Source organism: Herbaspirillum sp. C7C2, from assembly GCF_022627865.1.
In the GTDB taxonomy this organism is placed as follows: domain Bacteria; phylum Pseudomonadota; class Gammaproteobacteria; order Burkholderiales; family Burkholderiaceae_D; genus Herbaspirillum; species Herbaspirillum frisingense.
Genome location: NZ_JABXGI010000017.1, coordinates 88,144 through 111,245, shown reverse-complemented (window position 1 = coordinate 111,245; position 23,102 = coordinate 88,144). Strand labels below are relative to the sequence as shown.

23 protein-coding genes are annotated in these 23,102 nt (G+C 64.8%); 15 read left to right on the top strand and 8 right to left on the bottom strand.

Going from position 1 to position 23,102, the window contains the following annotated elements:
* The coding region (locus tag HWE04_RS18850) for a hypothetical protein (protein ID WP_241813362.1) at positions 1-661 on the bottom strand (661 nt) is incomplete at its 3' end.
* A 304-nt stretch (positions 662-965) separates the two neighbouring features.
* On the opposite strand from HWE04_RS18850, the gene HWE04_RS18845 reads away from it, so the two are divergent.
* Positions 966-2,048 carry an autotransporter outer membrane beta-barrel domain-containing protein gene (locus tag HWE04_RS18845; protein ID WP_241813361.1) on the top strand — a complete coding sequence of 361 codons (1,083 nt, stop codon included), beginning with the start codon at positions 966-968 and terminating at the stop codon, positions 2,046-2,048.
* Between the two features lie 139 nt (positions 2,049-2,187).
* On the opposite strand, the gene HWE04_RS18840 is transcribed toward HWE04_RS18845, so the two are convergent.
* The gene (locus HWE04_RS18840; RefSeq protein ID WP_006464243.1) at positions 2,188-3,099 is read right to left on the bottom strand and encodes a LysR family transcriptional regulator; all 912 of its coding nucleotides are present in this window, start codon (positions 3,097-3,099) and stop codon (positions 2,188-2,190) included.
* 361 nt (positions 3,100-3,460) lie between these two features.
* Here HWE04_RS18840 and HWE04_RS18835 point away from each other — a divergent pair, with 361 nt between their 5' ends.
* From HWE04_RS18835 to HWE04_RS18795, 9 genes are all read left to right on the top strand, one after another.
* Positions 3,461-4,999 (top strand): ABC transporter substrate-binding protein, encoded by a 1,539-nt coding sequence (locus HWE04_RS18835; RefSeq protein ID WP_006464244.1) that lies wholly within the window; start codon positions 3,461-3,463, stop codon positions 4,997-4,999.
* A gap of 126 nt (positions 5,000-5,125) precedes the next feature.
* Positions 5,126-6,043: an ABC transporter permease gene (locus HWE04_RS18830; RefSeq protein ID WP_006464245.1), complete on the top strand. Its 918-nt coding sequence runs from the start codon at positions 5,126-5,128 to the stop codon at positions 6,041-6,043.
* Positions 6,044-6,059: 16 nt separating this feature from the next.
* Positions 6,060-7,004, top strand: a complete 945-nt coding sequence (locus tag HWE04_RS18825; protein WP_241813360.1) for an ABC transporter permease — start codon at positions 6,060-6,062, stop codon at positions 7,002-7,004.
* 19 nt (positions 7,005-7,023) lie between these two features.
* Positions 7,024-8,037 carry an ABC transporter ATP-binding protein gene (locus HWE04_RS18820; RefSeq protein WP_006464247.1) on the top strand — a complete coding sequence of 338 codons (1,014 nt, stop codon included), beginning with the start codon at positions 7,024-7,026 and terminating at the stop codon, positions 8,035-8,037.
* On the top strand, positions 8,034-8,882 hold the full coding sequence (locus HWE04_RS18815) for an ATP-binding cassette domain-containing protein (protein WP_241813359.1): 849 nt from the start codon (positions 8,034-8,036) through the stop codon (positions 8,880-8,882). Before HWE04_RS18820 ends, HWE04_RS18815 begins: the two co-directional genes overlap by 4 nt.
* Positions 8,883-8,973: 91 nt before the next feature.
* A complete protein-coding gene (locus tag HWE04_RS18810) occupies positions 8,974-10,395 on the top strand; it encodes a M20 family metallopeptidase (protein ID WP_241813358.1) in 1,422 nt (473 codons plus the stop codon).
* A complete protein-coding gene (locus HWE04_RS18805) occupies positions 10,392-11,591 on the top strand; it encodes a M20 aminoacylase family protein (RefSeq protein ID WP_241813357.1) in 1,200 nt (399 codons plus the stop codon). Before HWE04_RS18810 ends, HWE04_RS18805 begins: the two co-directional genes overlap by 4 nt.
* A gap of 505 nt (positions 11,592-12,096) precedes the next feature.
* A complete protein-coding gene (locus tag HWE04_RS18800; RefSeq protein ID WP_241813356.1) occupies positions 12,097-12,405 on the top strand; it encodes a hypothetical protein in 309 nt (102 codons plus the stop codon).
* Positions 12,406-12,870: 465 nt separating this feature from the next.
* Positions 12,871-13,539 (top strand): DUF2026 family protein, encoded by a 669-nt coding sequence (locus HWE04_RS18795; protein ID WP_077236423.1) that lies wholly within the window; start codon positions 12,871-12,873, stop codon positions 13,537-13,539.
* 857 nt (positions 13,540-14,396) lie between these two features.
* Here the strand turns inward: HWE04_RS18795 and HWE04_RS18790 are convergent.
* From HWE04_RS18790 to HWE04_RS18770, 5 genes are all read right to left on the bottom strand, one after another.
* Entirely contained in the window at positions 14,397-14,798 is a 402-nt protein-coding gene (locus tag HWE04_RS18790) for a hypothetical protein (RefSeq protein ID WP_241813355.1), read from the bottom strand.
* Positions 14,799-15,026: 228 nt separating this feature from the next.
* Positions 15,027-15,806, bottom strand: a complete 780-nt coding sequence (locus tag HWE04_RS18785; RefSeq protein ID WP_241813354.1) for a DUF3299 domain-containing protein — start codon at positions 15,804-15,806, stop codon at positions 15,027-15,029.
* Positions 15,807-15,821: 15 nt separating this feature from the next.
* Entirely contained in the window at positions 15,822-17,099 is a 1,278-nt protein-coding gene (locus HWE04_RS18780) for an ABC transporter permease (protein ID WP_182992463.1), read from the bottom strand.
* Positions 17,096-17,830, bottom strand: a complete 735-nt coding sequence (locus HWE04_RS18775) for an ABC transporter ATP-binding protein (RefSeq protein WP_241813353.1) — start codon at positions 17,828-17,830, stop codon at positions 17,096-17,098. Before HWE04_RS18775 ends, HWE04_RS18780 begins: the two co-directional genes overlap by 4 nt.
* A gap of 113 nt (positions 17,831-17,943) precedes the next feature.
* A complete protein-coding gene (locus tag HWE04_RS18770; protein WP_234294118.1) occupies positions 17,944-18,528 on the bottom strand; it encodes a DUF2796 domain-containing protein in 585 nt (194 codons plus the stop codon).
* 272 nt (positions 18,529-18,800) lie between these two features.
* On the opposite strand from HWE04_RS18770, the gene HWE04_RS24485 reads away from it, so the two are divergent.
* From HWE04_RS24485 to HWE04_RS18750, 5 genes are all read left to right on the top strand, one after another.
* Positions 18,801-18,932, top strand: coding sequence for a hypothetical protein (locus HWE04_RS24485; protein ID WP_256385243.1), 132 nt, complete (start codon positions 18,801-18,803; stop codon positions 18,930-18,932).
* 1 nt (position 18,933) lies between these two features.
* Positions 18,934-19,785 carry a metal ABC transporter ATP-binding protein gene (locus HWE04_RS18765; protein ID WP_241813352.1) on the top strand — a complete coding sequence of 284 codons (852 nt, stop codon included), beginning with the start codon at positions 18,934-18,936 and terminating at the stop codon, positions 19,783-19,785.
* Positions 19,782-20,666: a metal ABC transporter permease gene (locus HWE04_RS18760; protein ID WP_077236430.1), complete on the top strand. Its 885-nt coding sequence runs from the start codon at positions 19,782-19,784 to the stop codon at positions 20,664-20,666. The genes HWE04_RS18765 and HWE04_RS18760 overlap by 4 nt, the downstream gene beginning before the upstream one ends.
* Before the next feature lie 31 nt (positions 20,667-20,697).
* Positions 20,698-21,630, top strand: a complete 933-nt coding sequence (locus HWE04_RS18755; RefSeq protein WP_241813351.1) for a metal ABC transporter substrate-binding protein — start codon at positions 20,698-20,700, stop codon at positions 21,628-21,630.
* Between the two features lie 127 nt (positions 21,631-21,757).
* A complete protein-coding gene (locus HWE04_RS18750; RefSeq protein ID WP_006712853.1) occupies positions 21,758-22,075 on the top strand; it encodes a putative quinol monooxygenase in 318 nt (105 codons plus the stop codon).
* A 23-nt stretch (positions 22,076-22,098) separates the two neighbouring features.
* On the opposite strand, the gene HWE04_RS18745 is transcribed toward HWE04_RS18750, so the two are convergent.
* Positions 22,099-23,037 (bottom strand): LysR substrate-binding domain-containing protein, encoded by a 939-nt coding sequence (locus HWE04_RS18745; RefSeq protein WP_077236433.1) that lies wholly within the window; start codon positions 23,035-23,037, stop codon positions 22,099-22,101.
* Positions 23,038-23,102 lie beyond the last annotated feature (65 nt).

The following is a 23,102-nucleotide window of genomic DNA, read 5'->3' as shown; positions in this document are numbered from 1 at the left end:
CCAGCACCACCGGCGGCACAGGCACGACCACCACCGGCGGCACAGGCACCACCGGCGGCACCGGCACCACCGCTACTGGCGGTACCGGCACCACCACTACCGGCGGCACAGGAACCACCACCACCGGCGGCACGGGCACCACCACTACTGGCGGTACCGGCACCAGCACCACCGGCGGCACAGGCACCAGCACCACCGGCGGCACAGGCACCAGCACCACCGGCGGCACAGGCACCAGCACCGGCGGCACAGGCACCAGCACCGGCGGCACAGGCACCAGCACCGGCGGCACAGGCACCACCACCGGCGGTACGGGCACCACCACCGGCGGTACAGGAACCACCACTACTGGCGGTACGGGCACCACCACCACTGGCGGCACGGGCAGCACCACTACTGGCGGCACCAGCACCACCACTACTGGCGGCACAGGAACCACCACTACCGGCGGTACGGGCACGACCACCACCGGCAGTAGCGGCACCACCACTACCGGCGGCACGAGCACCACCACCACCGGCGGCACCGGCACCACCACTACTGGCGGTACCGGCACCACCACCACTGGCGGCACAGGAACCACCACCACCAGCGGTACCGGCACCACTACCACCGGCGGCACTGGCACGACTACCAGCAGCGGTACCGGAACTACCACCAACGGCGGCTCCGGCACAACGGGTACAGCGAGCACGGCGGGCACAGCGGGCAGCACCGGCACCACCGCCAAAACTGGAACCACGGGCAGCACCGGCAATACCGGCACAACGGGTAGCAACGGAGCAGCTGGAACAACGGCAGGAGCCGCAAAGTCTGCAGCTACATCGCCTACGGCACCTGCGGCCCCTGCAGCCCCTGCAGTAGCGACTCCTGCGGCAGCAGCACCCGTACCCGCAGCGCCCGCTCCGGTCGTCCGTCCCTCACCCATCACGATCGCCGCCACTGCTGCAGCACCAGTTGCACCGGTGCTGGGCCAACAGATCCAGGCGCCGTCCACCAAGGATATGGCTGAGGTTGCCGCTACGATCGCCCGGTTGCCGGATGCTGCCAGCGTGCAACGCGCCGCCAGCCAGACCTTGCCCAGCAATGTCGGCTCCGGTGCCATTCGTGGCTCCATGGCGTCGGTGAATCGCGTCATCGCAGCCCGCGCCGAGGTCGGCAGCGTCGGCGGCGCAGGTGTGGGCAGCGGGGTGTCATCGGGCGAGACTGGCGGTGATCGTCAGGTCTGGCTCATGCCCTTCGAGTCGCGCACCAACCAGGGTGACCGCAACGGTGAATCCGGCTTCAGCGCCAGTACCTGGGGCATGGCGACCGGTGCCGAGATGGGCCTGGGCAACGGACGCATCGGCCTTTCTTACGCCTATGCCAGCACCAAGGCCAACGGCAATACCGCCCTCACCGGTACCGGCAGCCGCAGCCGTCTCGAGTCCAACGTGGTGGCCCTCTACGGTACTGCCCCGCTGGGCGAGCTATCGCTGACCTGGCAGGCGGATCTGGGTCGCAACGGCAACCGGCTGTCGCGCGAGATGCGGTTCGGTAGCCTGCACCGCACTGCCACCAGCCGCTTCCACAGCTGGGATGCGCATCTGGGGACCAGCGCTTCATTCACTCTGCCCTTGACTGAAGTGATGAGTCTGGTGCCTTCCCTGCAGATCGACTACACCCGTCTGCAGAGCCCGTCCTACACCGAGAGGGGAGCCGGGGACCTGAACCTGTCGGTACAGGGCAAGAGCAGCGAAGCGCTGTTGCTCGGCACCGGTGCGCGGCTGAACTACGTGCTGACGCCGTCGTCGCAGATCAGCGGCCACATGGGGGTCAGTTACGATGTCATCAACGGCCGTGACGAACTGGTGGCCACCTATGCGGGTGCACCGGGCCAGGCCTTCACCACGCCAGGACCGTCGCACTCGCCGTGGCTGTTGAAGGCGGGTGTGAGCTATGGCTTCAAGCTGCCGAAGATGACGGACATCGCTTTGCGCTACGATGCCGAAGGCCGCAGCGGCTTTATCAACCAGTCGGCGTCGGTCAAGGCGCGCTGGCGCTTCTGATCCGTCCGTGGATGCGCTGACACGCTGAAACCCTGAAGTCCCCATGCGGCCGCTCTCGTAGCGGCCGCATGGCGTTTACGGGTCGTTGAGCGGCGCCGGGGAGAGGATGTTCGTTGGCCGGGCTACAGGTGGCAGGCGCTCACAGATCCTTGCTCAGCTCGGCCACCAGGTAGTCCAGGAAGATTTCCACACTGCGCGGCAGGGTCCGGCCGGCGAGCGTCTGCACCTCGACGAAGCGCCCATCGGCAGGACAGTCGCGGATGGGGCGCATGGTCAGTTCCCCGCGCGCGATGCGGTAGCGCACGGTGACGTCGCCGGTGATGGAGAGCGCATCGTTGTCCAGCACGTAGTTGTGCAGGGCCTGGATGTAGTTGCTGGTCATCACCGGTTCGATGGCCACCTGTTGCCGGCTGCAGGCGATGTCGAAGAGCTGGCGCAGCGTCGTGGTGGGGTCGGGCAGGGCCATCGGGTAAGGCTTCAGCTGCCCCAGCGAGAGATGACGGAAACGCGCCAGTGGATGGTCGTTGCGCATCACCAGGCCGATCGGTCCCGGCTGCCGGTGCACCACCTTGATTTCCGGTTCGGGCAGGCGCGCAAAGGTCAGCCCGATGTCCGCATTGCCCTCGCGCACCTGGCGCGAGACCACGGCCGGCGCGCCCACGAACAACTGGAACACGAAGCCCGGATACTTCTTCTGGAAGGCGTTGATCACGCGCGGCAGGAAGTCGATGGCGAACCCCTCCGAGGCCGACAGCCGGACCCGCCCGCTGCGCAAGCCCTTCAGGGCTTGCAGGTCGGCCACCACGCGGTCGGCCTCCAGCGCCATCTTGCGCGCATGCGCGGCCAGCATCTCACCGCCGGCCGAGAGCACCATGCCGCGTGGCCGCCGTTCGAACAGCACCGTGTCCAGGATTTCCTCCAGGCTGCTGATCTGGCGGCTGATGGCCGAGCTGGCCACGTTGAGCCGTTGCGACGCCTCGCTGATGGAGCCGCAGCGAACGACTTCCAGGAAGTAACGCAGGGCGGTGTCTTGCAGATGCTGCGATTTCATCATTGACCTCGTTGGATGCGGTCAGCTCGGATCAATCCCGATTCCTGACCAATGCTGACCTTCTTTTCGCGCCGGCTTGCAGCAAGGGAGACTGCTTTATTTGGTGCGCGCCTCACGCCTTTGGTGCAAGGCCTTCGTCCTTCGTCCGCACGCCGATGCTGCACCTGCGCCAAGGGCCCCGGCCCAGTAGCGATGCGGCTTTGGCAGGGGTGTGTACATTGTGGTGCACAAATTATGCGTTGCTGGTTTGCGAACGCAGGCATAGAAATTTGATGATTGTGGCATCGATAAATCCTAGCCTAGTATGCCCTTCGACGTCGCTGTTTTTTCACAATTCTCTTATTCGAATGAAGGGGCTGGAATGAACGCACTACAGAAATCCATGCTGGGCTGGTCACGATGTGCAGTGTTGGTGGCGGGCGCCATGACGGCCTTTGCGGCCCATGCCAACAAGGCCAACGACACCCTGGTCTATGCCTCCGACAGCGAAGTCGAAAACATCAGCCAGTATCACAACAACCTGCGTGAAGGCGTGATCCTGGCCCACCTGATCTGGGACACGCTGGTCTATCGCGATCCCAAGACCAACGAATACAAGCCGCAACTGGCCACCGCCTGGAAGTGGGAATCGCCCACGGCCCTGGTGCTGGACCTGCGCCAGGGCGTGCAATTCCAGAACGGTGACAAGTTCGGCGCCGATGATGTGGTGTTCACCTTCAACTATGCGGTCTCGCCCGAATCCAAGGCCGTCACGCGCCAGAACACCGACTGGATCAAGAGCGTCGACAAGCTGGGCGACTACAAGGTGCGCATCAACCTGAAGGGACCCTTCCCGGCGGCGCTGGAATACCTGGCCGGCCCGCTGCCGATCTATCCCGCCGCCTATTTCAAGAAGGTCGGCCTGGAAGGCTTTTCCAAGGCGCCCATCGGCACCGGCCCCTACAAGGTCACCAGTGTCACTCCGGGGCAGGGCGTGACCCTGGTCAAGAACACCAATTATTTCAAGGACAGTCCGCAGGGCCAGCCTTCGATCGGCAACATCAAGTTCGTGGTGATCCCCGATCCGGAAACCCGCGCCGCCCAACTGATGACCGGCGCCATCGACTGGATCTGGCGCGTGCCGCCGGACCAGGCCGATTCGCTCAAGACCAATCCCAAGCTGGCGGTGCAGAGCGGTGAGACCATGCGGGTCGGTTTCATCACCCTCGACACCACCGGTACCTCGGCCCCCAATTCGCCGTTCAAGGATGTGCGCGTGCGCCAGGCGGTCAACCATGCGATCAATCGCAAGGGCTATGCCGAGAACCTGATGCGCGGCGGCAGCCAGCCGGTCTATACCGCCTGCTTCCGCACCCAGTTCGGTTGCGACAGCAATGCCGCCATCAAGTTTGACTACAACCCCACCAAGGCCAAGGAACTGCTGGCCGCGGCCGGCTACCCGAACGGCTTCGATACCGACATCTATGCCTATCGCGAACGCGAAGTGGCCGAGGCCATCATCGGTGACCTGCGCAAGGTCGGCATCCGCGCCCGCCTGCACTACATGAAGTTTGCCGCCCTGCAGACCGAATACCGCAGCGGCAAGACGCCAATGAGCTTCTACTCCTGGGGCTCGTTCTCGATGAACGATACCTCGGCCTTCGCCGGTGTCTACTTCAAGGGCGGCGCCGATGACATCACCAAGGACCCGCAACTGCAGCAGTACCTGCAGACGGCCGATACCTCGATCGATCCGGCGGTGCGCAAGGCCAACTACACCAAGGCCCAGGAACTGATTTCCAAGCAGGCCTACGTGGCGCCGATGTTCTCCTATTCGACCTTCTACGCCTACAACGCCCAGCTCAATTTCCAGGGTTACCCGGATGAGCTGCCGCGCTTCTACGAGGCTTCCTGGAAGTAAGTCTGGCAGTCGTCCAGGTTACCGTTCGTCCTGAGCGCCTTATACGGCCCCTGGGGCCTGTTCAGTCCGAACGGTAGGTGATGGGTGTTGGATGAATCACGCAATAATCTTCAATGAAGGGTCGCCATGTTGATCTACATCCTGCGCCGCCTGGCCATCGCCCTGTGCGTGGCGCTGACGGTATCCGTCGTCAGTTTTTCCCTGCTGCACATGTCGGGTGACCTGGCGGTCTCCATTGCCGGGCCGGAGGCCACCGCCGCCCAGGTCGAATCGGTACGCACCCAGTTCGGTCTGGACCGTCCGCTCACCACGCAATATGCGGACTGGCTCGGTCGTGCGGTGCAGCTGGACTTCGGCAAGTCCTTCTACTTCCAGGGGCAGGTCATGGAGATGATCGCCGAACGCCTGCCAATCACCTTCAAGCTGGGTGGCAGTGCCTTGCTGCTGGCCATTCTCACCGCCATCCCGCTGGGCGTGCTGGCGGCCATCTATCGCGATACCTGGCTGGACCGCGTGGCGCTGATGATTGCCGTGGTCGGGCAGGCCATGCCCAGCTTCTGGTTCGGCCTCACGCTGATCCTGATCTTCGCCGTTACGCTGCACTGGCTGCCGGTGGCCGGCAACGAGAGCTGGCAGCACTTCGTCCTGCCGGCGGTGGCGCTGGGCTACTACGCCATGCCGGCAATGATGCGCCTGACGCGCTCGGGCATGCTGGAGGTGCTGGGTTCGGACTACATCCGCACCGCCCGCGCCAAGGGCCTGTCCAAGTCGCGGGTGGTGTTCAAGCATGCGCTACGCAATGCGGTCATCCCGGTGGTGGCGCTGGCGGCGGTGGAGCTGGGCTTCATGCTGGGCGGCTCGGTGGTGATCGAGTCGGTCTATTCCATGCAGGGCCTGGGCCAGCTGGCCTGGGACGCCATCTCCCGCAATGACTATCCGGTGGTGCAGGCCGTGGTGCTGATCATCGCCATGTTCTACATCGGCCTGACCTTCCTGGCTGATGTCATCAATGCGCTGCTCGATCCGCGCATCCGTACCCGTTGAGCCCATGGGAGCCGACATGACCGCCACTTCCAGTACCACCGTCACCATGCCTTCCACGCCATCCACCTCGTCCACGCCCCTGCTGCAGGCGGCATTGCCGCCGCTGCCGGCCTGGCGCCGCAAGCTGCGTCGCCTGCTCGGTCATCGTGGCCTGATGCTGGGTACCGCCATCCTGGCCGTGATCGTGCTGGCGGCGATCTTCGCGCCCCTGCTGGCGCCGCACGATCCCTTCGACCAGGATGTGACGGCGCGCCTGATCCCGCCGGTATGGCAGGCCCACGGTAGCTGGGAACACATCCTCGGTACCGACAAGCTGGGCCGCGACTATCTCTCGCGCCTGATCTACGGCGCCCGCGTGTCGCTGACCATCGGCATCGCCGCCGCCCTCATCTCGGGTCTGATCGGTACCACCCTGGGGGTGCTGGCCGGTTACTTCGGCGGTCGTACCGATGCCTTCATCAGCTACCTCATCACCACCCGTCTGGCCATGCCGGTGGTGTTGGTGGCGCTGGCGATGGCCTCGCTGGTGGGCGGTTCGCTGAAGGTGGTGATCCTGCTGCTGGGGCTGCTGCTGTGGGACCGTTTCGCCGTGGTCACGCGCTCGGCCACGCAGCAACTGCGGGACGCCGAATTCATCGCCGCCGCCAAGGCCATCGGCGCCTCCACGCCCTACATCCTGCTGCGCGAAATCCTGCCCAACATCATGGGCGCGCTGATCGTGGTGGTCACCCTGGAAATGGCCCACGCCATCCTGCTGGAGGCCACGCTGTCCTTCCTCGGCCTGGGTGTGCAACCACCGACGCCGTCCTGGGGCCTGATGGTGGCCGAGGGCAAGACCTACATGTTCTTCAAGCCGTGGGTGATCGTCATCCCGGGCGTGGCGCTGGCACTGCTGGTGCTGGCCATCAACCTGGTCGGCGATGGCATGCGCGATGTCAACGCGCCCGACGGCCGTAACTGAACCCCACCGGGAGCACACCATGAGCGTATTGCTGGACGTGAAGAATCTGAAGGTGGACCTGCCCACCGAGCGCGGCACGCTGCACGCTGTGCGCGGCATCGATTTCCAGGTGCGCCGGGGCGAGATGCTGTGCCTGGTCGGCGAATCGGGCTGTGGCAAGTCCATGACCTCGCTGGCCCTGATGGGGCTGCTGCCGCGCAAGGCGCAGTGCAGCGCCGACCACATCCGCTTCGATGGCATGGACCTCAACGGCATGAGCGAGAAGCAGTTGCGGCAGTTGCGCGGCAAGCGCATGTCCATGATCTTCCAGGAGCCGATGACCTCGCTGAACCCCGCCTACACGCTGGGTAACCAGCTCTGCGAGGCCATGCTGCAGCAGCCCGGCGTCACCCGCGCCGAGGCCCGCGAGCGCGCCCTGTACCTGTTGCATCGCACCGGCATCACCAATGCCGAGGACCGGTTGCGCCAGTATCCGCACCAGCTCTCAGGCGGCCTGCGGCAACGGGTGATGATCGCCATGTCGCTGATGTGCAATCCCGATCTGATCATCGCCGACGAGCCGACCACGGCACTGGATGTGACCATCCAGGCGCAGATCCTGCGCATGATCCGCGAGCTGCAGCAGGAGTTCGGCACGGCCGTCATCTTCATCACTCACGACCTGGGCGTGGTCTCGCGCATCGCTGACCGGGTAGCCGTGATGTACGCCGGTCAGGTGGTGGAGACCACCGATGTCGGCTCGCTGTTTGCGCAGCCGCGTCATCCCTACACGCGCGGTCTGCTCAATTGCATTCCGGTACGCGGCAAGACGCCGCCGGGCAGCCGCCTGCAGGCCATTCCCGGCGTGGTGCCCAGCCTGGTCGGCCAGGTCAGTGGCTGTGCCTTCCGCAATCGCTGCGCGCTGGCCGACAGCGTCTGCGAGACCGATCCGCCCATGGTGCAGCAGGGCAGTGCGGCCGCACCGCACGCGGCGCGCTGTCACAAGCTCGATGTTCCCGTTTCACTCGCGTCCGCCATGGAGGTGGCAGCATGAATGACCATCGTCCCCTGCCGTCGGCCCCGTTGGGCGACATCGCTCTGGAGCTGTGCGCGCTGTCCAAGGTCTATCCTATGAAACGCGGTCTGTTCCAGCCGCCAGGCCAACTGAAAGCGGTCAACGATGTGTCGCTACGGCTGTATCGCGGCGAGACCCTGGGCCTGGTCGGTGAATCCGGCTGCGGCAAGAGCACCCTGGCCAAGATGCTGCTGGGCCTGCTGGCACCGACCTCGGGCAATGTGCTCATCAACGGCCAGGAAGTCGATCCGACCCAGCGCAAGGAACATGCGCGGCATATCCAGCCGATCTTCCAGGACCCGTACTCCTCGCTCAACCCGCGCAAGACCGTGGGCGAGATCGTCGGCCTGCCGCTCAAGCTGCACGGCATCGGTACGGCCGCCGAACGCGCCCGCCAGGTCAAGGACATCCTCGACCTGGTCGGCATGCCCGAGCGCACCCATGCCCAGTATCCGAACCAGCTTTCCGGTGGTCAGCGCCAGCGCGTGGCGATCGCCCGCGCCCTGATCCTGCGGCCGGACATCCTCATCTGCGACGAGCCGACCTCGGCCCTGGATGTGTCGGTGCAGGCGCAGATCCTGAACCTGTTGCTGGACCTGAAGGCCGAGTTCGGTCTCACCTATCTCTTCATCAGCCATGACCTGGGCGTGGTGGAGCATCTGGTGGACCGGGTGGCGGTGATGAACCAGGGCTGCATCGTCGAACTGCAGAGCCGCGAGCAGATCTTCAGCGATCCGCAACATCCCTACACCCGCATGCTGCTGGCCTCGGCGCTTACGCCCGAACCGGGACTCGGCATCCCGGCACTGGCTGCGGCGGCGTGAGGACGTATTCCCCGAATCACAACCATCACAACCATCACAACCATCACAGCGATCACAGCGATCACAACCACACCTACAGAGGAGCAGCAGCATGAGCAGAGCACAAGCCATCGCCGGCGTGGAAGCCTACTTCGACGACGGCCGTTTCATGGACACGCTCAAGCGCCGCGTGGCCATCCGCACCGAGAGCCAGGAAGCGGCCAGCCGTCCCATCCTGTACGACTACCTGCAGCAGGAGATCACGCCCTATCTGCAGTCGCTGGGCTTTGGCTGCGAGATCATCGACAATCCGCTGCCCGGCGGCAGCCCCTTCCTGATCGCCGAGCGCACGGAGGAGGGCGCCGCCTTCACCCTGCTGACCTACGGTCATGGCGACGTGGTGCGCGGTTACGACAAGCAGTGGCGCAGCGGCCTGTCGCCGTGGGAGATCGTGGTCGAGGGTGAGCGCTGGTATGGGCGCGGCATCGCCGACAACAAGGCCCAGCACACCATCAACTTCGCCGCGCTGGAAGAGGTCATGAAGGTGCGTGGCGGCAAGCTGGGCTACAACGTCAAGCTGATCCTGGAAATGGGCGAGGAAACCGGCTCCCCCGGACTGAACGCGGTCTGCCAGCAATATGCCGAGCGCCTGAAGGCTGACCTCTTCATCGCCTCCGACGGGCCGCGCGTGAATGCACCGACGCCGACCATGTTCCTGGGTTCGCGCGGCGGCTGCAACTTCGACCTGAAGTGCCACCTGCGCGACGGTGGCCACCACTCCGGCAACTGGGGCGGCTTGTTGCGCAACCCCGGCGTGCGCCTGGCCAATGCGATTGCCTGCCTGGTGGACGAGCACGGCTGCATCCGCGTGCCGGCGCTGTTGCCGGACTCGCTGCCGCCCAGCGTGCGCAAGGCCCTGGCCGATGTGAAGCTGGGTGGTGGACCGACCGACCCCGAGATCGACGAGGACTGGGGCGAGCCCGACCTGACCCCGGCCGAGCGAGTGTTCGGCTGGAATACGCTGGAAGTGCTGGCCTTCAAGACCGGCAATCCCGAGGCACCGGTCAATGCCATCCCCGGTCAGGCCAGCGCGCATTGCCAGATCCGCTTCGTGGTCGGCAGCGACGATGCGCACTTCATCGAGCACATCCGCGCCCATCTGGACGAGCATGGCTATGACGACATCGAGGTCACGCTCTCGGGCGTGCAGTTCGCCGCCACCCGGCTCGACCCGGACGACGAATGGGTGCGCTGGGGCCTGGCCTCGATGCAGGAGACCAGCGGCAAGCAGCCCACGCTCCTGCCCAACCTGGGCGGCTCGCTGCCCAATGACGTGTTCTCCGAAACCCTGGGCCTGCCGACCCTGTGGGTGCCGCACTCCTATCCGGCCTGCTCACAGCACGCGCCCAACGAGCATATACTGGCCAGCGTGTCGCGCGAGTCGCTGCAACTGATGGCGGGTCTGTTCTGGGACCTGGCCGAGCAGGGCCGGCAAGTGCTGGCGCGACGCGCCCCATCACCGGAGAAGACATGAATCACCCCCACCCGCACAAGCTGTGCGAGGTCGCCGACCTGCACGACCTCCACGACGAAATCACCGGCCTGCGCCGCCATATCCACCAGCATCCCGAGCTGTCTTTCCAGGAAGTCGATACCGCCGCACTGGTGGCCGATCGCCTGCAGGAATGGGGCTATGCCGTGACCCGCCATATCGGTGGCAACGGCCTGGTGGCGACCCTGCGCGCAGGCAGCAGCACGCGCAGCATCGGCCTGCGGGCCGACATGGATGCCCTGCCGATCCAGGAAGAGACCGGCCTGGACTGGGCCAGCGTCAAGCCCGGCGCCATGCATGCCTGCGGCCATGACGGCCATACCGCCATGCTGCTGGGCGCGGCCAAGCACCTGGCGCGCACCCGCCATTTCGACGGCACCCTGAACCTGATCTTCCAGCCGGCGGAAGAAGCCGGTTTCGACAGCGGCGCGCAGAAGATGCTGGCCGACGGTCTGTTCGAACGTTTCCCCTGCGATGCCGTGTTCGGCATCCACAATCATCCGGGTGTGGAGACTGGCACCTTCATGTTCCGCAGCGGCCCCTTCATGGCGGCCTGCGATACGGTCAAGATCCGCATCACCGGCCGGGGCAGCCACGCGGCCCGCCCGCATCTGTCGGTCGATCCGGTGGTGGCCGCGGCCAGCCTGGTGATGGCCTTGCAGACCATCGTCTCGCGCAATGTCGATCCGATGGAAACTGCCGTGGTCACGGTGGGCAGCCTGCATGCGGGCAAGGCATCCAACGTGATTCCGGAATTCGCCACCATGGAACTGAGCGTGCGCTCCTTCAAGCCGGAAGTGCGCGAGCTGCTGGAGCAACGCATCCGCGCCCTGGTCAGCACCCACGCCGAAAGCTATGGCGCGCAGGCCAGCATCGAGTATCTGCGCGGCTATCCGGTGCTGGTCAACAGCGAGGCCGAGACCGACTTCGCCCGCAGCGTGGCCGAGGAACTGGTGGGGCCGGAGAAGGTGATCGCCCCCTTCGGACCGATTGCCGGCAGCGAAGACTTCGCCTACTTCCTGCAGCAGCGACCGGGTTGTTTCCTGCGCGTGGGCAATGGCCAGGGCAAGCCCATGCTGCACAATGCCGGCTACGATTTCAACGACGACAACATCCCCGTCGGCGCGGCCTACTGGACCCGGCTGGTGGAGCGCTGGATGCCGGTCAAGCCGGGCTGATGCCGCATTGATGGCACGTTGATGGCGGGCGCTGCCTTGCGGCGCATATTCCGGCAATGCATAAGCGCATGACGAATGCTTCGTTGCCGCCGCCACCGCGCGCCATTACAGTGGGTGCGTCTCCTCAGACGTCCTGGACTTGGACAATTCGAGCCTGAACCCGCCACGCGCAAGCCTGGCGGGTTTCTTTTTTTGCATGTTTCCCCGGTGCACCTATCGTTGTCGCGACGAGGATTTGCGCGGGAACGTAACTCCGTCGTGACTGCCACGTGATCGCCGCTGCCCCTGCGAGATCCCTCTCGCGACCCGCCAGCCCAGTGCCCGCCTACTGTTGAGCTGGATCAGGCAGTGTGGCGGGGTCAGGAATTCCCCGATGTTCGACGCCCGGCCGGATGACTACCATGGGAACCAATGAAACGCGGTCTGTGCTTTTGATTCCCGGCATCACAGTGGGGTCGCGATTGGCACGCAAGACCTCGCCGAAGTATCTTGCCAGGAGCCAGTCATGCACTTCATCACCGAATCCGTACCGGGTGAAATCACCCTGATGTTCATCAGTTACCTGGTGTTCTGCACCGTGTTGATGTACCTCTTCGTGAGGACCGACCGCGAGTGGGGCAGCCTGGAAGTATCGCTCGATGAACTGGCCGAGAACCGTCTGCCGCTGGCCAACGCCACGCGCTACGCGGCCGTGGAACGGGATGAACGCTCGATGTTCAACAATGGTCTGACCCGGCCTTCGTTGCAGCATTGCGCCCAGTATCACGATGTGGATTGCACCTGCTTCATGCCGGAGCAGAAGAAGTCTGACTGAATACCTGAGGGGAATCTGGAGGGGAGCGGTAAAGAGGGGAAGTAGCAGGTGGGGATGTTGCAGGTGGGGGAGTAGTGGAGCAGTAAAGCAGTGAAGCAGTCGCGTTGCAGGTTCTAGGGGTAGTGCCTGCGACAAGGTAATACGGCAATACGGCAGTATCGGCAGTTTCCGCAGTAGCAGTGAGCAGCAGGCAGCAGCGAGCATGAGCCAAGGTTGTAGCGCGGTTGCAGTTGTCGTAGCAGTTGCAGTGGTCGGTGTCGTCGCAGTCGCAGTTGTTGTAGCAGTGGCAGTAGTGGCAGTACGGCAGTACAGCAGTAGCAGCAAATATCTCTTGAGGGTGGAACGGCAAGTCGTGCAGCCGCTTTTGTTCCAAAGCGCGCGTCACGCGACGCAAACGTGCAGTGCGGCGTTTGCGTGAAGCGGCCTAGCGGCTTGCCCGTTCTTTTCCATGAGAAAATAGCGCCCATGCAAAGCTCATCCTCCTCTGCGCAGTCCCTGCGCCCTTTGATTCCCCTGGCCGATTACCAACGCATCTTCCGCGTCATCCATTCCGTGCTGCACAGCGTGGAAGCCGATATCCCGGCCGCCAGTTTCTTCTTCAGCGTCACTGCGGCGCAGATCCTCAAGAAGTTCTACAAGCGCAATGCCTTCCCGGTCGCCGGTGCCGCCTTCTATCTGATCCGCGAGGACGGTGGCGGCGCCTTGTCCTTCGGCACGCTGGCCGACGACGGCCAGAGCGTGGCCAGCACCCATGATGCGTTCCACGCCTGGGTGCAGTGCGACGGCTATGCCATCGACTTCATGGCGCCGCTGTTCCAGGAACTGCTGGCGTCGGCCGGCCATCCGCTGCCGGTGCCGCGCCAGATGTTCCAGAAGGACCTCGGGCGCATGCGCGAGAGCGTGCAAGGGCTGGCGCAAGCCGGTGACTTCCACCTGGCCCCCAATCTGGAACTCACGCGCGAACTGCTGCAGCAGTTCATGGCCAAGAAAGCCCTGACCAATCTGTCGCAACTCTGTCTGGAATGGTTCCGCAAGCCGCCCAAGGCGATGCCGGACGATCTGGCCCTGCAGGGCGCCGATGGCGAAGTCTCGCGCATCAAGCTGCAAGCCACGCGTATCGACGGCGTCTGGTAAGGTGCATCGTTGCTTTTTACGGGGACGGCAATGAGGCGAATGCCTCCGAGGGGAGGGTGTGCTGGACAGGCGTCCAACACACCGTACGATCATGCATATCGGTTGCATGTACCGCACTAGGGTTCCTATATTAGGTCGCTGATGTGACGGCTTGATGACAGTGCTTCTTTCTCTCCACCTCGTTCCCACTCCGCGCGTTCCGCCTTTTCCTTCACATTTCTTCCACTGTCATTGCACGGTCATACGGGCTGGCTAGACTGCCGCCTGTCTCCTCTGTACCTGTGCAGATGTTTTGCCTGCGATGCGAGCGCATCGCAGGCTTTTTTCTGCCGGGCAGCCGGATTCCCTTGCTTCAAGCTTCACGCCCATGCCGGACAGTGGCGTCGTAACCCGGCAGTACGCACACGTGTTGGAAGCCGCGGTCCTCCCTTCCCGCCGGGCGCTAGCCTGACGGTGCGCGGCGCGGGGTGCGTCGACCCCTCTTTGGCCGGTTTTGCTGGCGCCCCTGGCCCGTGGCCTCCCTGCCTGATCCTTCCCGCTGCCCACCGCTTGCACTCCCGCTGTTTTCCCTTTGCTTTCAGATACTTGCCTCGCTTGCTAAGCGCTTGTCCACAGGCTTGCCACCAAAACATGTGGATATCCGTCCGGCGCCGGCCAGGTGGTCGATACTGATTTTATTGTGGTCGAAACAAGAAAATCCTTTTGAATCAATGTGTTAAGGCGCTTGTCCAGCCCTTGTCCACAGGCTTGCCACCAAAATGCGGGGATATCTCGCCAAAACCCAGGCCCCATCTGGCCTGGCGCTCGATGCCTGTTCGCTGCCACGGACTGCGTCGAACATGAAAAATCCTTGTAAATCAGGGACTTGATCGTGTTGCCAAGGCATTGTCCACAGGCTTGCTCCCAAAAAATGTGGATATCCGCCAAAGACCGGTGACAAGCAGCGTCCCGATCCTGGGAATGTGCCTCCGGGAGAGGATTCTGGTCGGTTTCCAGGCCTTTGCCGAGCTTTGTTGCATCAACGAAAAGTTGTTTGAAATCAATCGCTTGAATGGCTTGTCAAGACCTTCTCCACAGGCTTGCCACCAGAAAATGTGGACAGCCGCGTGTCGCGCGCCAGGCAAGTGGTCGACAGGCAGCTGCTCATTTTTTGCCACTACCTGCGCCGCCGGGCAAAAGCGCTTTGGAATCAATGGCTTGTCTGGCTTGCCCAGCGTTTCTCCACAGGCTTGCTCCCAAAAAATGTGGATATCCGTCACGGTGCGGCTGCAGCGATGCATTGGGAAATCCGTGCAGGGTGTTTGCACATTGCTTGCGCGGTGCGAAGGCGTGGAAAGAAAAGGCTTTGCAATCAAGGGCTTGGGAGGCTTGTCAAAGCCTTGTCCACAAGCTTGCCCCCGGAAAGTGTGGATAAGGGCCTGCCTGGCGCAGGCCCCATCGGGGGAGAGGAGAAGCTGGGGATAAACCCCTCGGGGTAGAGAAAGTGATCAGCCCTTGTCCGGAGCCGTATAGGGTTCGACGCTGACCGCCTTCATGCTGTAGCTGGAGGCGCCCATGGAGGAGTCCGAGCGCTCCACCTTGATCACCCCGCTGATCCAGACGGCATCCATGGTGCGCACGTTCTTGACGGCCTTGGCGCTGCGTACATGGATGATCTGGTTGGCCGGTGGCGGCGGGACGTGGATGCAGGCGCCGAAGTAGGGCACCAGCAGGAATTCCTTGAGGGCCTCGCCTTCACGGTCCAGCGAGACCACGAAGCCGGGCAGCCGCACCGGCTTGCCTTCCATGGAGGCATCCACCGGGGCGTCCTTCCAGTATTTCTTGGCCTTCCACAAGGCCGCGTCGGCGCGCGGATCGTCGTCGGTCAATTGGTCCAGCTTCAGGCCCTTGAACGGCGCCATCGGGTCCCAGTCCTTGGGGATCAGGGCTTCCCAGGCGATTTCCTGGTAACCGTTGACCAGCTTGCCCGAGGCCTGGTAGGGCTGGTCGGTGACGGCGGGGCTCTGCTTGAGCTGTTCGCCGACCTGGTATTGGCCACTGCTGGCATCCGCCACGCCGCTGACGGTGCTACCGGTGGCGGCACGGGCCGTGACCGCCGGCACCGCGCCGGCCAGCGGGCCGCCTGCGCTGCCGTGGTTGTTGGTGTTGGCGGCAGGCGCCGTTGTCGGCGCAGCTGCCTGGGCGTCGGCATGGCCCAGCAGGCGCACGCCGGTACCGACCAGGAGGCCGGCGGCGACGATGCCACCTATCCAGTAAAGAGTCTTCATCTTGATACGTCCAGATCAGATTTTCGGGGTCAGGCCGTCGGACAGGCTCAGGCGATACGCCCGCAAGCCCGGCAGCAGGCTGGCCACGAGGCCGGCCAGCACGGTCCAGAGCAGCAATTGTAATTCGCCCGGCCCCGGCCATGAGGGCTGCAGCAAGATGCCGAAGTGGTCCGCCAGCAGCGGTCCCAGCGCCCATACCAGCGCGCTCAGCAGCACCAGCCCGGCCAGCACGCCGGCCAGCATCACGCCCAGGCCTTCCACGCACAGCAGCAGGAACACATCCAGCGGGCGCGCCCCGACCGAGCGCAGGATCGCCAGCTCGCGTCGCCGCTCGCCCAGGCTGGCCAGGATCGCCGCCACCAGGCCGGCCAGTCCCACCACCATCACCATGCCGGAGACCACCAGCAAGGCGTTTTCGCCAATGCCCACGACATCCCACAACTGGTCCAGTGCCACGCCCGGGAGGACTGCCATCAAGGGCTCCCTGAAGCCATCACCATCGGCGATGTCACGCTGCAGGGCGAACACCCTGGCGCGGCTCTTCAGGCCCACCAGCACGGCGGTGATGCTGGTGGGGGTGAGGTCGAATTTCTTGACGAATTCGGCCGGGATGTGCAGCCCCGGCATGGGCGCGCCGCCTTCCCAGTCGAGGTGGATGGCCTGCATGCCGTCCAGCCCGATATGCACCGTGCGGTCCACCGGCGTGCCAGTGCGCGCCAGGATGCCGACCACCTTGAAAGGCTTGTCCGCATGCTGGGTCAGGCTGCGGCCGCCGACGCTGCCCATGCCGTGCGACAGGATGATCACATCGCCCAGCTGGTAGTGAAGCTTCTCGGCGACTTCCGCGCCCAGCACGGCATCGAAGACGCCGCTGAAAGGCTGGCCCTGGGCCAGCTTCAGGGGCAAGCCGCTGCCGTAGCGGAAATGCCTGAAGTAGTCGCCATTGGTGGCCAGCACCGGGAAGCCACGGTGCGAGTCCCCCAGCGAGATCGGAATGGTCCAGGCCACGGCCGGATTGCGCGCCAGCGTGAGCGCGCTGTCCCAGCCCATGTTGTTGGTGGCTCCGCCGATGCGGAAGATGGCATACAGCATCAACTGGATGGGGCTGGTGCGGGCACCCACCACCAGGTCGGTGCCGGATACCGATTGCGAGAACCCGGCCCGCACTTCGTGGCGCACCCGTTCGATGCCCAGCAGCATGGTGGTGGACAGGGCGATGGCCAAGAGCATCAGGCCCAGCGTGAACCGACGGTTCCAGGCGCTGTGGGCGGCCAGGCGCAGCAGCAGCTTCATGCGGCCTCCTCGGGACGGGCGGCGTGATTGATCTGTTCCAGCGCGATGCGGCGGTCGAAGCGCTCGGCCAGGCGCTGGTCGTGGCTGACGAACACCAGTGCCGCACCGCTCTGCGCGCATTCGCGCTGCAGCAGGTCGAGGAAGGCTTGCTGGCGGTCGCTGTCCAGGGCCGAGGTGGGTTCATCGGCGACGATGATCTCGGGCCGTCCGATCAGCGAGCGCGCTGCCGCCACCCGCTGCTGCTGGCCGATGGAGAGCTGGGTCACCGGGCGCTTCCAGAGCGCCGGCGCCAGGTCCAGGGCCGCCAGCAGCCCCTGCGCCACCGTGGTCAGGTCGGCCCCCTGCTGGCGAGCACGCTCCTTGCGGTAGGCCGAGAACTGGCAGGGCAACAGCACGTTGTCGATGATGGAGAGATACGGCAGCAGGTTGAACTGCTGGAAGATGAAACCGATGTGGTCCACCCGGAAACGGTCGCGACGCGCCGCCGAGAGTGTGTGCAGGGGCTGTCCCAGCACATCGATCTGCCCGGCCTGGGGCACGATGATGCCGCCGATGGCGGCCAATAGGGTGCTCTTGCCGCTGCCGCTGGGACCGCTGACGAAGACATGCTCGCCCGCCGCCACCTGCAGCGATTCCAGCGCCAGGGCCGGGTGATCCTGGCCGGGCCAGGTGAAGCGGAGCGCCCGTATGGCGATGGCGGCGGCCGGGGAAGGGGGAGCGGAAAAATTCATGACCAACCGGAAGGACAGGAAAGGCGACCCGCGCGGGACGGTTCGCCAAGGATAGCCGCTGCGGCTGTCAGGGGCCTGACGGCGGCGGGCGGCCCGGGATCAGTGCAGCGGACTCAGTTCAGCGGGATCAATGCAGTGCCCGGCACCAGTTGCGCGGCCCCCTGCTTCTTGGGGGTGGCCAGCTGCACGTCGATGCGCTGGAAACCGGGGAAGGCGGCAAACAGGCCGCTGGCGTCCACCGTGGTCAGCGCGCCGGGGGTGGCGCAGACCAGGGTGAAATCGGCATCCAGGTCGGCATGGCCGTCAGCAGGGGCGGTCGGCGCGCTGGCGGGGGTCTTTTCTCCCAGCAGGGCTGGCGGCAGCACGGCCGATTCCAGCTGGATTTCGGCCGGCTTGCACTGGGCCGCGGCATCGGTGACGAACAGGCGGCCGACGTCGCGCAGGGTCTTGGCGGCGGCGCGTACGGTGTCCTTGTCGCGTGCGCTGTTGGCAGCGTGTTCGAAGCCGACCACGTTGATCAGCGGGGTATCCAGGTGCAGGGTCAGGGTGTTGCCCTCCAGCGCCAGGTCCAGCTTGCCCACGCCATGCACGTGCGCCGGATGGTTGCCATGATGGTCGTGCGCATCGTCGGCCGCCAGCGCAGGCAGGCTGGCCAGGGACAGGAGGAGCAAGGGCAGCAGGGGACGGGAACGGAACATGGGTGGCTTTCGTGTACGTATCTTGGGTGGATGGGATGACGGTAGGCCGTCTATGGCTCTCGGAGCACAGCATTGGAGCACAGCAGCTAGCCCGCATTGTGACCCGGCCGGGACCGAAAATTCAGGCTTGTTACATTCTGCAACAGGGTTGCATTATAATGCTTCCTTTCCCTGTTTCTGCAACTCGGTTGCGCAAGGGGCATCCGCAGGCGCGGCCGCTGGCCGCCGCTGCGGTCTGCCCGGGTACCCTTCATTCTTCTCAGGTCTCTGCCGTGTCGGTTTTCTCTCGTTTTCTCTTGAAGCAAGGCGTGCTCGCCAGCCCGTGGTGGCAGCGCGTGCTCGCAGTCCTGCCGGTGCTGCTGCTGTTGTGGCTGGGCGTGCACTGGGCGCTGGGGGAGGGCTGACATGGATGCCGCCATCTCGCTGGACAACCTGACCGTCAGCTATCGCCGCCATCCGGCCTTGCACCACGTCAACGGCAGTTTCGCACGTGGTTCGCTGACCGCCATCGTCGGTCCCAATGGCGCCGGCAAGAGCACCTTGCTCAAGAGCATGCTGGGCCTGGTGCCCTGCAACGACGGCCGGGTCCATACCCATGTCGATGCGCGCCGCATCGCCTACCTGCCGCAGCAGGCCGAGATCGACCGCAGCTTCCCCATCAATGTGCTGGATTGCGTGCTGCTGGGTTACTGGCAGGCCAAGGGCAACTGGGGCGGTATCGATGCCGCCATGCGCGCCCGCGCCATCCAGGCACTGGCCGCCGTCGGGCTGGACGGTTTTGCCGGGCGGGCGGTGTCGAGCCTGTCGGTGGGGCAGTTCCAGCGCGTGCTGTTTGCCCGCATCCTGCTGCAGGATGCCGAGGTGATCCTGCTGGACGAACCCTTCAATGCCATCGATGCCCGTACCACCGGCGACCTGTTGCGCATCATCTCGGCCTGGCATGCGGAACGTCGTACCGTGATCGCGGTGCTGCACGACCACGACCAGGTGCGTCGTGCCTTCCCGCAGACCCTGCTGCTGGCGCGCAATGTGGTGGCCTGGGGGGATACGGCCGAGGTGATGTGCGAAGACAACCTGCAGCGTGCCCGCGCCATGGCCGAAGCGGTCGACGAGCATGCCGGCGTGTGTGCAGTCAGCGAGGCCGAGGTGCTGGCGTTGTCCGGCGCATTGCGGCCGGCGCATGAACATGCCCATTCCCATCCGCACGGGCAGGCGCAGCATCCGCATCCCGCCGTCGCCAAGGGAGGCCTGCAATGAGCGTGCTGACGACCGTCCAGCAACTGGCGATTGCGCCGTTCCAGGAATTTTCCTTCATGCGCCGTGCGCTGGTGGCCGCTTTCGCGCTGGCCCTGGGCAGCGCCCCGCTGGGCGTGCTGCTGACCCTGCGCCGCATGAGCCTGTTCGGCGAGGCCCTGAGCCATGCCGTGCTGCCGGGGGTGGCGGTGGGTTTCATCTTCTTCGGCCTGTCGCTGCCGGCCCTGTCGATCGGCGGGTTTGCTGCCGGCGTGCTGGTGGTGGCGGTGGCCGGCTGGATCAGCCGGCACACCGAGCTCAAGGAAGATGCCAGCCTGGCCGCCATCTATGTGGTGGCACTGGCGCTGGGCGTGATCCTGATCTCGCGCCACGGCACCCAGCTCGATCTGCTGCACATCCTCTTCGGCAATGTGCTGGGCGTGGACAGTGAAGGCCTGGTCCTCATCGCCGGCGTGGCCAGCGCCAGCGTGCTGGGCATTGCAGCCCTGTATCGCGGTCTGCTGCTGGAGAGTTTCGATCCCTCGTACATGGCCGTGGGCAGCCGCAGTGGCGGGGCGATCTACCAGCAGGTGTTCCTGATGCTGGTGGTGATGAACCTGGTGGCGTCGTTCCAGACCCTGGGGACCCTGATGGCCGTGGGGCTGATGATGCTGCCGGCGGTGTCGGCCCGGCTGTGGCACGACACGCTGCCGGCACAGCTGTGCAACAGCGTGCTGCAGGCGGCGCTGGCGGGGTATGCCGGATTGCTCATTTCCTACTACGCCTCGGTGCCGTCCGGGCCGGTCATCATCGTCTGCGCCGGCGTGCTGTACGCCGCCTCGCTGCTGTTTGCGCCCCGTGGCTGGCTGCCGCGCCTGCTGCGCCGGCCCCACCTGCAGGCTTGAATACCTTCGTTTTTCCTTCCCCGGAGCTACCATGAAACTGTTTCGCCCCCTCTCTGCGCTGCTGGCCGTGCTGGCCCTGGCGCTAACCCTGCCGGCCGTTGCCGCCGAGCGCATTCCGGTGCTGGCCAGCTTCAGCATCCTGGGCGACATCGTCGCCAACGTCGGCGGGGATCGCATCAGCGTTTCCACCCTGGTGGGACCGGATGAAGACGCCCACGTCTTCCAGCCGGCGCCGGACGACATCAAGGCGGTCGCGCGTGCCCGACTGATCGTGGTCAACGGCCTGGGTTTCGAAGGCTGGATGGAGCGCCTGGCGCAATCGGCCAACTATCGCGGCCCCATCGTGGTGGCCTCGGCCGGGATCAAGGCCCGCGAACGCGTGGGTGATGACGAGGACGAGCATGATCACGACGGCGCGCATGCGCACCATGGCAAGGACGATCCGCACGCCTGGCAGGACCCGCAGAACGTGATCGTCTATACCCGCAACATCGTCGCCGCGCTGGCCAAGCTGGACCCGGCCGGCGCCGAGGTCTATCGCAAGAACGGCGAGGCCTACGTCGCCAAGCTGCAGGACCTGGATGCCTGGGCGGCCCGCCAGTTCGGCCAGATTCCCGACGCCAAGCGCAAGGTGATCACCTCGCACGATGCCTTCGAATACTTCGGCGCCCGCTACAAGGTGCGCTTCCTGGCGGCCCAGGGTGTCTCCACCGATAGCGAGCCCAGCGCCCGCGATGTCGCCGCCCTGATCCGCCAGATCCGCAGCGAAAAGATCAAGGCCCTGTTCTTCGAGAACATGAGCAATCCCAAGCTGCTGCAGCAGATCGCCCGCGAATCCGGCACCGCCCCGGGCGGCAAGCTCTACGCCGATGCGCTCTCGCCGGCTGCCGGCCCGGCGCCGGATTATCTGACGCTCATGCGCTACAACATCACGCAGTTGCTGGAAAAGATTCGTCTGAACTGAGGCCTGAAGCGGGTGCCGGGCACCGTCTCCCTCCCGAAAGGGCAGGCGGCGTCCAAATCGCGTATGCTGATGGCCCGCGCCGCCAGGCTGGCGGCATGTCCATCAACAACATCAGGAGAATCCCCGCATGAGCACCGTTACCGTCGTCGCCATCATCACTGCCAAGCCCGGCAAGCGTGAAGACCTGCTGGCCCTGGCCCGCGCCAACCTGGCCGCCGTGCGCGCCGAAGCCGGCTGCATCGAATACGGTCTGGTGGTGGATGTCGACGGTTTTGGCCCGAACCAGGCGCCGATGGGGCCGGATACCTTCGCCTTCGTCGAGAAGTGGAAGGACGAGGATGCCCTGCGCCTGCACTTCACCCTGCCGCACATGCTGGATTACCGCGACAAGTCCAAGGACCTGATCGCCGACCGCAAGGTGCACGTGCTCAAGTCGGCCGACTGAAGCGATCCTGCTCCGGTGCAGCCTCAGTGCTCGCCGGGGAAGTCCGCCGGCCAGGTGCGTTGGGCATCGAAGGCGGACGCCTGTCCCATCTGCTTCAACCACATGATGAAGGTCTTGAGCGCCGGGTTGGTCTCGGCGCTGCTGCGATACATCATGTGGAAGCCCTCTCCATGCAGCACCACCTCCGGGAACAGCTGGATCAGCCGGCCGTGGGCGAGGTCGTCGTCCACCAGCGCCAAGGTCCCCATGGCCACGCCCAGGTCGGTGGCCGCGGCCTGCAAGCTCAGGAAGAAGTGTTCATAGACGGTGCCCGGCATCTTGCGCCGCACCGCTACTCCGGCCTTGCCCAGCCACTGCGACCAGGCCGCCGAGCGGCTGGAGAGGTGGATCAGCGGCACCTCCACCAGGTCCCGTGGCACCGTGATCTTGTGCGTCTCCAGAAAGTGCGGCGAGGCCAGCGGCACCGATACGTCATCCAGGAAACGCACACATTCATAGCCGCTGCGTTCCAGCGGGCTGCGCCAGAGGATCACATCGAACGGGTCCTTCACATCCTCGAAATACTCCGACATGGTCGTGGTCACCCTTACCTCGATGCGCGGGTTGTCGATCTGGAACTGCGACAGGCGCGGGATCAGCCAGCGCATGGCCACCGAGGGCGCGGCGATCAGCCGCACCACGCGGCTCTTGCCGGCCAGTGATAGTTGCTCTGCTGCAAGTGCGATGCGGTCCAGACTGGCCTTGACCTCGGCATAGAAGGCCAGGGCCGCTTCTGTGGGTTCCACGCCACGCGACTGGCGTAAAAACAACGGCTGTTCGAAATACTCTTCCAGTGACTTGATCTGCTGGCTGACCGCGCTATGGGTGATGAAAAGTTCATGCGCCGCCAGCGTCAGACTCCGCGTCCGGACTGCCGCTTCGAACACTTTGAGGGCTTTCAACGGGGGCAGGGAAGACGACATGATGTAAGAAAAACTTATAGTGGTGTCGGAAAATGTTGCTTTGCAAACGCCAGGGGCGACCTTAT